Annotated in this window: 9 protein-coding genes; 8 read left to right on the forward strand and 1 reads right to left on the reverse strand. The window is 35.8% G+C overall.

The window, feature by feature from the left end; translation table 11 throughout:
• Window positions 1-51: 51 nt before the first annotated feature.
• The 4 genes from icmF to MHH69_RS03805 all read left to right on the forward strand — a co-directional run bounded on the left by icmF (window position 52) and on the right by MHH69_RS03805 (window position 7,922).
• Window positions 52-3,327, forward strand: a complete 3,276-nt coding sequence (icmF, locus tag MHH69_RS03790; RefSeq protein ID WP_341361772.1) for a fused isobutyryl-CoA mutase/GTPase IcmF — start codon at window positions 52-54, stop codon at window positions 3,325-3,327.
• 186 nt (window positions 3,328-3,513) lie between these two features.
• Window positions 3,514-4,728 carry an ISL3 family transposase gene (locus tag MHH69_RS03795; RefSeq protein WP_136292374.1) on the forward strand — a complete coding sequence of 405 codons (1,215 nt, stop codon included), beginning with the start codon at window positions 3,514-3,516 and terminating at the stop codon, window positions 4,726-4,728.
• Window positions 4,729-5,392: 664 nt separating this feature from the next.
• Window positions 5,393-5,962, forward strand: a complete 570-nt coding sequence (gene rpoE / locus MHH69_RS03800) for a DNA-directed RNA polymerase subunit delta (RefSeq protein WP_174232659.1) — start codon at window positions 5,393-5,395, stop codon at window positions 5,960-5,962.
• 361 nt (window positions 5,963-6,323) lie between these two features.
• On the forward strand, window positions 6,324-7,922 hold the full coding sequence (locus MHH69_RS03805) for a CTP synthase (protein ID WP_122971430.1): 1,599 nt from the start codon (window positions 6,324-6,326) through the stop codon (window positions 7,920-7,922).
• Window positions 7,923-8,085: 163 nt separating this feature from the next.
• On the opposite strand, the gene MHH69_RS03810 is transcribed toward MHH69_RS03805, so the two are convergent.
• Complete coding sequence (locus tag MHH69_RS03810; protein ID WP_122971431.1) at window positions 8,086-8,862, reverse strand: alpha/beta hydrolase; 777 nt, start codon at window positions 8,860-8,862, stop codon at window positions 8,086-8,088.
• Between the two features lie 317 nt (window positions 8,863-9,179).
• Here MHH69_RS03810 and MHH69_RS03815 point away from each other — a divergent pair, with 317 nt between their 5' ends.
• The 4 genes from MHH69_RS03815 to MHH69_RS03830 all read left to right on the forward strand — a co-directional run bounded on the left by MHH69_RS03815 (window position 9,180) and on the right by MHH69_RS03830 (window position 13,858).
• Window positions 9,180-10,490 (forward strand): Gfo/Idh/MocA family protein, encoded by a 1,311-nt coding sequence (locus MHH69_RS03815; protein ID WP_341361773.1) that lies wholly within the window; start codon window positions 9,180-9,182, stop codon window positions 10,488-10,490.
• A gap of 189 nt (window positions 10,491-10,679) precedes the next feature.
• Window positions 10,680-11,621, forward strand: coding sequence for a carbohydrate ABC transporter permease (locus tag MHH69_RS03820; RefSeq protein ID WP_122971433.1), 942 nt, complete (start codon window positions 10,680-10,682; stop codon window positions 11,619-11,621).
• Between the two features lie 8 nt (window positions 11,622-11,629).
• Window positions 11,630-12,466, forward strand: coding sequence for a carbohydrate ABC transporter permease (locus MHH69_RS03825; RefSeq protein WP_341361774.1), 837 nt, complete (start codon window positions 11,630-11,632; stop codon window positions 12,464-12,466).
• A gap of 45 nt (window positions 12,467-12,511) precedes the next feature.
• Complete coding sequence (locus MHH69_RS03830) at window positions 12,512-13,858, forward strand: ABC transporter substrate-binding protein (RefSeq protein ID WP_341361775.1); 1,347 nt, start codon at window positions 12,512-12,514, stop codon at window positions 13,856-13,858.
• Window positions 13,859-13,870 lie beyond the last annotated feature (12 nt).

The raw sequence follows: 13,870 nt of genomic DNA on the forward strand, positions 1-13,870 counted from the left end.
TTTCACAAAGGAACAGATCTATATATACACGTTTTGAAAGGGGAAAAACGTATGGTAAATGTTGAAGAAATTCATCCAACAGAAAAACCGGGAGTATATCGACCGAAACATCCTATTCGATTTGTGACAGCTTCTAGTTTGTTTGATGGTCACGATGTATCGGTAAATATAATGAGAAGAATATTACAAGCAAGCGGTGCTGAAGTAATCCATCTCGGACATAATCGCTCGGTGGAAGAGGTTGTCAATGCAGCGATTCAGGAAGATGCTCAAGCGATAGCCGTTTCATCTTATCAAGGCGGACATATGGAATACTTTAAATATATGTATGATTTATTAAGGGAGAAGGGTGCTCCGCATATTAAAATTTATGGAGGTGGAGGAGGGGTTATTTTACCTCGTGAAATTAAAGAACTCCATGAATATGGTATTGCGGGTATCTTTTCACCTGAAGATGGGATGCAGCTAGGTTTACAAGGTATGATTAATAAACAATTAGAAGGTGCCGATTTTTCTACTTTGAAAGAAAACCCTATTGAATTACTTCAAAAACTTTCAACGAATACGCCAGAAATATTAGCAAATTTAATTACAGCTGCTGAAATTGGAGGAGATGGGCAAACTGTTCAATTAATCAATGAAGCGCGGAAAAAATCGAAAAAGACACCTGTTTTAGGGATTACTGGAACTGGTGGGGCAGGGAAATCATCCTTGACAGATGAATTAATACGTCGATTTTTACGTGAATTTCCAGAGAAAAAGGTTGCCATTATCTCAGTAGACCCAACGAAGCAAAAAACTGGTGGGGCACTACTTGGTGACCGTATTCGAATGAATGCGATTTTCGATAATCGTGTTTATATGAGAAGTTTGGCAACTCGTGGTTCAAAAACAGAGCTTTCAAACGCTATTGGGGATGTTTTAGATATAGTAAAAGCAGCTGGATATGACCTGATCATTGTCGAAACGAGTGGTATTGGTCAAGGGGATGCTGAAATTACAAAATATACAGATCTATCCATGTATGTAATGACAAGCGAATTTGGTGCTCCATCCCAATTAGAGAAAATCGATATGATCGATTATGCAGACTTAATTGTTATTAATAAGTTTGAGCGGAAAGGTTCGGAAGACGCATTACGCCAAGTGCAAAAACAATACCAACGATCCCATGAACTATGGTCATTAGAGTTAGATAAAATGCCGGTATATGGAACGATTGCAAGTCAATTTAATGATAAAGGAACAAATTCGTTATTTGCCGCCCTTGTATCGAAAATAAATGAAAAATGCGGATACAATTGGAAAACATCCTATGAACAATTTATTAAAACACAAAAACAAGATGTGATTATTCCAAACGACCGACGATACTACTTAAGGGAAATAGTTGATACAGTACGTAACTATCATAAACAGGCTGCCCACCAAGTAGAATTAGGAAGAAAACTATATCAACTAGAAGGGGCAATTGCCCAAGTGTTAGAAAATTCACCAGAAGACGCCCTTGTCTCATCCCTTCAATCATTAGCAGAAGGGGTTAGAAATGTATTGTCTGCCGAGTCGAAGCAAATTCTTTCAAACTGGGAAAAACTAAAAGAAGACTATTCAGGTGATGAATTAGTTACAAAAATACGTGATAAAGAAATTCGGACTTTACTTAAAACGACATCCTTATCTGGAACAAAAATTCCAAAGGTGGCATTACCTAAATTCAAAGATTATGGTGAAATTTTACATTGGGTTTATGCTGAAAATGTACCCGGAGAATTTCCTTACACGGCTGGTGTATTTCCTTTTAAACGACAAGGGGAAGATCCAAAACGTCAGTTTGCTGGTGAAGGTACACCAGCACGTACAAATAAACGATTCCATTATTTATCTAAAGATGATGATGCAAAACGGCTATCTACAGCATTTGACTCCGTTACGTTATACGGAGAAGATCCCGATTACCGTCCGGATATTTACGGAAAAGTGGGAGAATCGGGTGTAAGTGTTTGTACATTAGATGATATGAAAAAGTTATATGATGGATTTGATTTATGTGCGCCATCTACTTCTGTTTCTATGACGATAAACGGTCCTGCACCAATCATTTTAGCAATGTTTATGAATACTGCAATTGATCAACAAGTTCAAAAGAAAGAAAAGGAATTAGGTCGTCCTTTAACGGTAGAAGAATTTATAGAGGTAAGAGAAAAAACATTGCAAGTAGTACGCGGAACAGTACAGGCGGACATATTAAAAGAGGATCAAGGACAAAATACATGTATTTTTTCTACGGAGTTCGCTTTACGTATGATGGGAGACATTCAACAATACTTTATCGATCACAAAGTGCGTAATTATTATTCCGTTTCAATATCCGGTTATCACATTGCTGAAGCAGGAGCCAACCCGATTTCTCAGCTAGCTTTTACGTTAGCTAATGGCTTTACGTATGTAGAATATTATTTAAGTCGAGGAATGAACATTGACGACTTTGCACCTAATCTATCATTCTTCTTCTCCAATGGATTAGATCCTGAATATACTGTAATCGGTCGAGTAGCTCGCCGAATTTGGGCGATTGTAATGCGAGACAAATATGGTGCAAATGAACGATCTCAAAAATTGAAATATCATGTTCAAACGTCTGGGCGGTCTTTGCATGCTCAGGAAATCGATTTTAATGATATTCGAACAACATTACAAGCATTAATGGCCCTTCAAGATAATTGTAATTCTCTTCATACAAATGCTTATGACGAAGCGATTACAACACCTACCGAAGAATCCGTACGAAGAGCGATGGCCATACAAATGATCATTACAAAAGAACACGGTCTATCTAAAAATGAAAATCCTCTACAAGGGGCATTTATAATAGAAGAGTTAACGGATTTAGTAGAGCAAGCCGTTTTGGAAGAATTTGAACGGATCAATGATCGGGGTGGGGTTCTCGGTGCGATGGAGACCCAATACCAACGGGGCAAAATACAAGAGGAATCAATGTATTATGAACATCTTAAACATTCTGGTGAGTTACCAATTATCGGTGTAAATACTTACTTAAATCCTAATCCTCCTTCTGCTGAGGATATTGATAGTATGGACATTGCTCGAGCTTCGAAGGAAGAAAAAGAATTACAAATCACCAATTTACAAAGTTTCCAAGAAAGACATAAAGAAGAGTGTGAAGCATCACTTAATAAATTAAAAGAAACAGCTCTTTCAGGAGGAAATATTTTTGAACAGCTGATGGAAACGGTTCGAGTAGCTAGCCTTGGGCAAATAACGAAAGCTCTATACGAGGTTGGCGGGCAATATAGAAGAAATATGTAGGAATAATGAATCGGGCGCTTGCGAGGAAAGGTTTATAATGCAAGCGCTTTTTTTAGGTAAGTCGGATTATTTTTTTGGCTCTATAATATTTGTTGGGGTTTAAAAAAATTTCATAAATAAAAAAGCACGTAATCACCGATTTCTATATACTTGAATTGTCGAGAAACAAGCAATGAAAGGTGATACGTGCAAATGAATTTTAACATGAATATTCCAGGATTAAAAGGTGTAACTGTTCATAAGGTGGAGGAGATGGGGGAACGTATTGTTCTACACGTTTCCATACCAAAAAAAGAACATCAATGTCCAGCATGCAAGAATATAACATCAAAAGTCCATGATTATCGAATTCAAAAAATTAATCATTTAAAATGGTTTGAACGATTAACCGTCCTTTTTTATAAACGTCGTCGTTATGTATGCCAATGTGGGAAACGTTTTTCAGAAAAATCCCCTTTCGTGGATAAATATCAACGTTTCTCGAAAGAATGGAATCAAGTTGTACGAATCCGTTCAATAAAGGCAAAAACATTTAAAGAAGCAGCTGAAGTACTTGGTACATCAAGCTCAACAGTGATTCGTCGCTTTAAAGAAGTAGTAAAGGAACAATTAAATGAAGGGGTTCATTTACCAAAATGTATCGCGATTGATGAATATAAAGCAGATACCGATGCGGGAACTTATCAATTAATTATTGCCAATGCGGAAACACATGAACCAATTGATATTTTACCAAATCGTAGAAAAGAAACCATTAAGGATTACTTGATGAAATACGGTGCAGATGTAGAAATTGTGGTTATGGACATGAATCCAAGCTTTAAAGCAGCAGTTAGGAAGGCGTTAAATCGCCCGATTATTATTGCGGATCGCTTTCATTATTGTCGTTATATTTACTGGGCACTAGATGAAGTACGTCGAAATGTTCAAAAAGAATGGCATGCATATGATCGAAAGAAATGTAAGAAAATGCGTCATGTACTATATAAACGATTTGATAAGTTAACAGAAACGAATCGTTGGTACTTAAATCGTTACATAGGAATGTCGAAGGAACTAAAGCAAGCCTATGAATTAAAAGAAGCTTACTGCGAATGGTTTGATTGGGCAAAAACTTCAAATGATTTGATAGAAATAAAAAAAAGATTAGAAGCCTTTTACCGAAAGGTAGAAAAAGCAAATATTCCGGCATTTTTAAAGGCCATTCAAACGCTAAAAAATTGGCAAGTTGAAATTTTAAATAGTTTAAGTTTTGGATATTCAAATGGTTTTTTAGAAGGAATTAATAATAAATCAAAAGTTTTGAAGCGTAATGCTTATGGTTTTAGAAGCTATGAACACTTTAAAGCGAAAATTTTATTAAATAATTTATCTAAGAAAATTGGGATTCATTTAGGATAATCGGGGTGCCGTGTAATATCACTTCACCCCAACATTTGACATAGAACCATTTTTTTATCTTATTTAAGCTTATTTTCAGTAAGAATAGACTACTTTTATCATGAATTTTCTTAAAATGGTATCTATAAGGAATTTTTACATAAAAAATGGTAGTAATAACTGCACAAAATTTTTAAATTTAGCTATAATGAATGGGACAGAAAGGAAGGGTTGCAATTGATAAAACAATATTTACATTACATATTGATATTAGGATGTCTCATTGCAACTTTCTTTTTGTACAATAAGCAGTTAGGGTCTATTCCGCTACTAATTTTATCAGGTGTAATGTTTTATATAGGCATTCGAGAAATTTATAAAATAAAAAACAGTAAATGAAACTAGCATAGTGTATAACACTTTGTATATAATGGATATTATGCTTAAGATATGTAAAATCTTTGTTCAGTAAAATACTCTTGGATATGATATATTTACTTATGTTTACAATGAAAAGAATGAACAAAGATAAAGCCTCAAATTGTGTTGCAGATTTCCCCATTGGAAGTTATGCTTTATAAGCACTTAATAAATAAAAAGTACTTTCCATAAAAAATCGGAAATTTTAAGGCAACGAAGATGAGGCAAAATTGATTGCATTATGAAAAGAAAGGACGTGCACGGGTTGGATATTCGTGAAATGACAAAAGAACAATTAGCAGAAGAATCGTTAATTGACTTAGCTTATGCAATTTTAGAAGAGAGTAAAACACCGATTGTATTTGCAGATTTACTTAAAGAAATCCAAAATTTAAATGGTTTATCGGATGAAGAAATACAAAATAGACTTGTACAATTTTATACAGATATGAATATCGATGGCCGTTTCCTTTTAAACCATGAAAATGCATGGGGTTTACGTGAATGGTATAAAATTGAAACAATTGAAGAGGAAACAGCACCAACTGTTAAAGCTCGTAAACGTAAATCAAAAGCTGCGATTGATGAAGAAGAAGACTTAATCGTTGATGAAGATGATTTAGTATTTGAAGAAGACTTCGAAGAATTCGTAGATGATGAAGTTGACGAAGATGAGGAAGAAGATTTAGATTTCGTTGAAGAAGAAATCGATGGTATTGACGAAGTAGATGTTGATGCAGATATCGATGACGAAATCATTGATGAGGAAGATGGTTTTATCATTGATGACGATGAAGTTGAAGAAGACATCGAGGACGAAGAAGAGGAAAAATAAATTTTCTAATTTTTCTCTTTTAGTTTAAAGGTCTTGACTTATTTTATCGTTCCATATAATCTTTTACTTGGGCTCCATTAAAAATGGAGATTGACCGTGATAAATGACACGCTCCCCCTGCAAACCATTGCAGGTGGAGCGTTTTTTTGTTTTTTCCATTAGAAGTACGGGATACTCTCCAAATATCGGCTTAATGAACTTTTACCAATTTGGTTCAGTAAACAGGTATGCAAATCAAAGGGTGACTAAATAATTTTGGTTTAAATTTTTTATTTAGGAATGGATGATTATGTATACACTGAATACGAGTTCTCAAGCCTTATTTATAAACTGCATTGAAGTAATGAGGAGGATTTTGCAAATGACGAAGTATATTTTTGTAACAGGTGGGGTTGTCTCTTCCCTTGGTAAAGGGATTGTCGCATCATCGTTAGGACGATTATTAAAAAACCGTGGATTACAAGTAACAATCCAAAAATTTGACCCATATTTAAATATTGATCCTGGTACGATGAGTCCTTATCAACACGGTGAAGTATTTGTAACAGATGATGGCGCAGAAGCTGATTTAGACTTAGGTCACTATGAGCGCTTTATCGATATTAATTTAGGAAAACATTCAACAGTAACTTCTGGTCGTGTGTACCAATCTGTTCTTGCGAAAGAACGCCGTGGTGATTATAACGGTAAAACGGTTCAAGTTATTCCTCATGTAACGAATGAAATTAAAGACCGCATCCAACGTGCAGGGAGAGAAACAAGTGCTGATATCGTCATTACTGAAGTTGGTGGAACAGTAGGGGATATCGAATCTCTTCCTTTCCTTGAAGCAATTCGCCAAATGAAATCAGACCTTGGTCATAACAATGTCATGTATATTCATTGTACGTTAATTCCATATATTGCGGCTGCTGGTGAATTGAAAACTAAACCAACCCAACATTCCGTAAAAGAATTACGTTCTTTAGGTATTCAACCAAATATTCTAGTTGTACGTACAGAGCATCCGGTATCAGATGAAATGAAAGATAAATTAGCTCTATTCTGTGATGTTACATCTCGTGATATTATTGAATCCCGTGACGCTGAAACTTTATATGATATTCCATTGAATTTACATGCTCAAGATTTTGATGATATCGTTCTTGAACATTTCGGTATTGAAGCACCTGAAGCTAATATGGATGATTGGAAACAACTTGTAAACAAAGTGAAAAGTCTTTCAAATAAAACACGTATTGCCCTTGTAGGGAAGTATGTAGAACTGCAAGATGCATATATTTCCGTTGTAGAGGCATTAAAACATGCAGGTTATGTTTATGACTCTGAAATTGAAGTAGATTGGATTAACGCTGAACATGTGAACGCTGATAATGTTCATGAATTATTAAAAGATGCTGATGGCATTTTAGTACCAGGTGGATTTGGTGATCGTGGTATTGAAGGGAAAATTTCTGCCATTCAATATGCTCGTGAAAACGATGTACCATTCTTAGGAATTTGTTTAGGTATGCAATTGGCAACAATCGAATTTGCTCGTAACGTACTTGGATTAGAAGGTGCACATTCCACTGAGCTTAATAAGGAGACACCATATCCAATTATCGACTTCCTACCAGATCAAAGTGACGACATTGATTTAGGTGGTACATTACGTTTAGGATTATATCCTTGTAAATTAAAAGAAGGTTCTCGAGCTATGGCAGCTTATGATGATGAACTTGTTTATGAACGTCACCGTCACCGTTATGAATTTAATAATGAATTCCGTGAAGCGATGGAGGCGGAAGGTCTTGTATTCTCAGGGACAAGTCCTGATAATAAATTAGTTGAAATTATCGAATTACCAGAGAAAAGATTCTTCTTAGCATGTCAATTCCACCCAGAATTTATTTCTCGTCCGCAACGTCCACAGCCATTGTTCCGTGAGTTTGTTGGCGCTGCATTTAATAATCGCTAAAAAATGAATTAGAAAGTGCTCTGCACAAATGAAGGAACTTCAACATTTGAGCATAGTCATTTACTTGATCCAATAAAGGGGCTAACCAAAAAGTGATTTTTCACTTTAGGTTAGCCCTTATTTTTGTCATCAAAATTAATAAGATGGCACGGCAGGGAAATTTTTAAAACCCTTGTCTAAAAAGCCAATTTTCACATAAATTTTTCCATTGTCCAACGATTTCATCCTTTTCTGCAAGGCCAAGTCCGTGGCGGCCATTTGGGAAAATATGCATTTCGTAAGGAATATTCCATTTCGATAAAGCTGCAGCATATAAAAGACTATTTTCAACAGGAACTGTGCCATCGTCCGCCGTATGCCATAAAAACGTTGGAGGCGTGTGGGGAGAGACGTTTAACTCATGGGATAATTGAGCACGTAGTTCATCAGTGGGATTTTCTCCTAATAAGTTATGGAGGGATCCTTCATGAAAATGCTTTAAAAAGGAAATAACGGGATAACAAAGTATTGCAAAGTTCGGTCGGCTGCTCTCCTGATCTATTTTATCAATCGGAGGATAAGCATGAAAACTGGATAGGGTAGAAGCAGAAGCAACTAAATGACCTCCGGCAGAAAAACCAAGAATGGCAATCTTTTGTTTATCGAGGTTCCACTCCTTAGAATAAAATCGCACAAAACGAATCGCACGTTGGATATCTGCCAATGGAACAGGGTGTTTATATGGAGCTACTCGATAATTTAATACAAAGGCAGAGATTCCTAGCTTGTTTAACCATTTTGCAACGGGTTCCCCTTCATGATTTGCACGACGCTGATAGCTTCCACCGGGACAAATGATGATAGCACCACGACTAACGGAGTGTTCAACTAGATAGGGAATCAATGTAGGAACATCTTCAATGTTTTCTAAATTTGTATTTGGCCATAGTAGATGAGTCATATAATAACCTCTCTTTTATACATGATTTTTAATTTTGGAAGGTCCAAAAAATCACAAAGTATAAATTGCTATTCCTCCGTTTGAATGATTAATGTTTGGAACCTTAATTGCCTTCCTCTGTTTTGTGGTCATTTTAAATTTTAGGTGAAATCATCTTTGAAAATAATTAAAGATTTTAAGATGAATGAGTAAAATTTTAAGGTAAATAGAAACTTTGATTGAGAGTCGGGAAGGATTGAATTACACTATCTTTAACTTTTGTTATATTTAGGTAATTGAAATGATAGCGCTAACATGAATATAGGGGGATAGTTGTTATGAAAAAAAAGTATGTCATTTGCGGTGTTAGTAACCGGGCATTACAAATGTTTATCGGTCCAATGATTAACGAGTTTTCAAAGGAAAGTGAGATTGTGGGTCTCCTAGACTCCGACCTTTATCGTTTTACGATATGTAAACAAAAATATCCACTTCTTAAACATGTTCCAACGTTTTCTGCGAATCAATTTGAAACAATGATTGAACAAACAAAGCCAGATTATGTCATAGTTGCGGGCAGGGATGATACCCATGTTGAATACATTTTAAAAGCGTTACGAATACAAGTTAATGTGATTACAGAAAAGCCAATGGTGACAAACGCCAAAGATGCTTATAAAGTTATGCAGGCTGAAGCAGAAAGTAATGCAAGTGTCATTGTCACGTTTAACTATCGATATAGCCCATTCCATCGGAAAATCAAAGAAATGATTCTTGAAGGCAAGGTTGGCAGAATTACGTCTGTTGATTTAAATTGGTATATTGATACTTTCCATGGCTCTAGTTATTTTAGAAGGTGGAATCGAGATCGAAAGCTTTCAGGAGGATTGTCCGTTCACAAATCAACCCATCATTTTGATCTAGTGAATTGGTGGTTAGATCAAAAACCGGAAGAAGTGTTTGCCTATGGGGACTTGTATTATTTTGGTCCGGAAGGGGAATTAAACCCTCGGAAGAAAGCAAGTCGCTTTTGTGGAAACTGTGATGATCAAAGGAACTGTGCTTATCATAAACGTTGGAATCCACGTAGTGGTTCTAATTCTGTGAGGGATGATCATCTTCTGGCGGGGGTTTATGAGGAAATTCCTTATACGAATTACAGACCTGATGCTTGTATTTACGATGAAGAGATTAGTATTGAAGATACTTATGTGGCCGTGGTGAAATATGATGGAGGAAGTTTACTAAGCTATTCGATTAATTTTTCCGCTCCATATGAAGGATATCGTCTTGCTATCAATGGAACAAAAGGGCGAATTGAGACAACTGAATTCCATGAACCCTCAAGAATCCACTTTAACTATCCTGAGCAAACAATCGATTATTTTCCGTTGTTCGGAGCAAAAGAAACAATTGAACTCGTCAAAAATCCAGGAGGCCACGGAGGTGGTGATCCAATCTTGCTAGAAGATCTTTTCCTAGGTCCTGACCCATCCCGGAACTATCCAATTTTAGCTGGCTCAGAAGCAGGGGCATATTCGATTGCCATTGGAGAAGGGGTATGGAGGTCTGTCAAAGAAGGAAAGCCTATTAAAATAAAAGAATTATTATTCCAACAAGAGAAAGTGACGAATCATTGTACTAAATGATAAGGAAATCTCGCAACTAGAAACAGAAAAAATTCTCCACTCCTATATTACTAGAATAGTAGCAACAAACTTTTAGTTGCGAAAAGAATTTTCTAAAAAATCTTAAAATTTTTACCAATCATCTTAAAATCTTTAATTATTAAAGAAACCGTTTTCATTTACAATTGTCATTAGGAAGGAGGAAACTAAATGAGTTATTCACAAGGATTTCCTGAAACTGCTGTAAACAGTAAAAAAGTGGAACATAAAAAGAAAATAAAAAAAGATAAATGGGTACCTTATCTTTTTATTTTGCCATCATTTCTCATTATTTTAGGTTTTCTGTTTTACCCAATAGCAACTGTATTCTACTATAGCCTTCAAAACTATGATGTTTCTGCACCTTATTATAATAGTTTTGCAGGACTTGATAATTTTATAAAAATCTTTACACAAGACGAAATGTTTATTCCGAGTTTAATTAACAGTTTGAAATGGGTTGTTTCAGAAGTCGGTCTTCAATTAATTTTTGGTATGATTTTAGCTTTATTGCTGAACCAAACCTTCAAATTTAGAGGGCTAGCACGGGCGGTTGCCTTTATTCCATGGGCGATTTCAGGCGTACTTGCTTCCGTTATGTGGTCAATGATGTTCAATGAACATATGGGGGTTATCAATGATTTGCTTATGAAATTGGGACTCATTGACGAACCGATGGCATTTTTAGCAAGTACATCAACCGCTTTTGGATCTGTTGTAATCGCTGAGTTATGGAGGGGAATTCCTTTCTTCGCGATTACTCTATTAGCTTCCTTACAAAGTATTCCGAACGAATTATATGAAGCTGCAAGAGTGGATGGTGCAAGTAGATGGAAAACGTTTATTTATGTCACTTTGCCACAACTCAAAAATACAATTATTTTAACAACATTATTAAGGGTTGTTTGGGAATTTAATAACGTCGATCTACTATTCAATTTAACAGGCGGTGGTCCTGCCCATTCTACAACAACACTAACAATGTATATTGCTGATTTAGCTGTACACGGAAGTAATTTCGGTTATGGTTCAGCATTAACGGTTGTTTCCTTTGGTATTCTATTAATCTTTGCCATCCTTTACTTGAGGCTATCCCGTTATGAAAAGGAGTGATTTGAAGGATGTTTTCAACTAATAAAAAACTAGATAAAATCTTAACTTTATATCTTCCGCTAACGTTAATGCTTAGCTTTACCTTATTTCCAATTTATTGGACAATCAATACAGCATTGAAACCAGAGGGAGATATTCTTAAGCGTCCACTCGAATACTTACCAGCCAATCCGACAGTTGAAAATTTTGTATATGCCTGGACGAACATTGGATTTGCCACTTTTTTTAAAAATAGCTTAATCGTCGGGATATGTACGGTTATCGTTGTTCTGATTTGTTCTACTTTATCTGGTTATGCTCTAGCTAGATATAATTTTAAAGGGAAAAAGGGTTTCATGCTGATGCTATTATGTACTCAGTTTATCCCGCGGGCAATGATGATTATTCCATTATTTATTATCTTTAAAAATTTAGGGTTAATTAGTCATCCGCTTTCTCTAATCATTACGTATACAGCCGTTGAGATTCCATTTACAACGATACTTATGTCAGGATTTATCTCAAATGTTCCAAAGGAATTGGAAGAAGCGGCCATGATTGATGGATGTTCTAAACTGCAAGCATTACGCCATGTCGTCTTTCCATTGCTAATGCCGGGGATTGTAGCAACAGGGGTATTTACATTTATTTATACTTGGAATGAATTTTTATTAGCCTTGATGCTAACGAATCAACAATCCAAATTCACGCTTCCTGTTGGTTTAAGTTCGATGATGGGCGAGTTTAACGTTAACTATGGGGCATTGGCAGCTGGAAGTGTTATTGCTTTAATTCCTGCGGTTATATTATTTGCCTACGCACAAAAGCACCTTGTCAATGGGATAGGTGGAGCTGTCAAAGGTTAATTTTGTAATAAATAAAATGATGAAAAGGAATAGGGGGAAAACATCATGTTTATGAAAAGGGGAAAATACAAAAGTTCTATTTTAGCGTTATCAATTGTTTCAGGTTTACTGCTTGCGGGGTGCAACGGTGATGATGAAGCACCTTCAGCATCAAATGACTCAAACAATAATTCAGATGAGCCTGTAACAATAACTTTCTGGGATGAAAATGCAAGTCCAGAGCGAACACCGTTATGGGAAGAAATTATTAAACAGTTCGAAGATGCAAACCCAAATATTGACGTTGAGTATGTAGGGATTCCAAATAAATCCGCTAAATCCAAATATGATGCGGCAATCGCTGCAAATGATACGCCGGACGTTGGATCAGTTCAAACAACTTGGCTTCCAGAATTCTCTATCCGTGAAGCATTATTACCTCTTGATGAGTATTTTGAAGGATCTGAATTAAAGGATAAAATTAATGCAAGTGCAATTGAATTTAATAAGAAGATTACACAAGATGGTAAATTGTATGGAATTCCTTATGCCCAAAACTTAGATACAATCTGGATTCGTACAGATTGGTTTGAGGAAGCAGGAGTAAAAGAACCAGAAACATTTGATGAATTCTTTACTGCAATTGAAAAAATGACGGATAAAGAAAATGGTCGTTATGGCTACACAATCCGCGGTGGGGCAGGGGGATCCTTCCAGCTACAGCGTTTAATGTTTGCTTACAGTGGTTTAGATTATTTTGATGAAGACGGAAAAGTAAATATCAATGACCCTAAACATGTTGAATTTGTAGAAAAATATTTATCTTACTACGAAAAGTTCACTCCTAAGAGTGATATTACAAATGGTTATAAAGAAATGATTGCAGGTTTTGATACTGGTGTTGTTGCTATGGTACACCATAATGTTGGTTCTTACGGAGAGCATAAAAAATCATTAGAAGAAGGGACATTTAAGACGATTCCACTTCCTAAGACAGAGGAAGGCAAATATGTTGCTGAAGGTGGAAACGCTGTCAATATAGCAGTATTCAATAGTACAAAACATCGTGATGCTGCTTGGAAATTTGCTGAGTTTGTTAACTCTCCAGAAGCACAAAGTTTATGGAATGAATCCACTGGGCAAATCCCAACAAACACGGATGTATTGGATGACGAGTGGGTACAAAATGCTCAACATATTAAAGTAGCATTTGAAGTGTATGAAAACCCTGAAACAAAGCTATATGAACCACCATTCTATTTACCAGATTATCGCTCGATTCTTGATAATTTAGTAGACCCTGGTATCCAGCAAGTGATGAGTGGACAAAAGTCGGCAAAAGATTTCTTAGATGAATGGGCTAAAGCAATTGAAGAGTCAAAAGAGAAATACGACCAGACGTTTAATAAATAAATATGATGTAAA

This window comes from Ureibacillus sp. FSL E2-3493 (assembly GCF_038077515.1).
In the GTDB taxonomy this organism is placed as follows: Bacteria; Bacillota; Bacilli; order Bacillales_A; family Planococcaceae; genus Ureibacillus; species Ureibacillus halotolerans.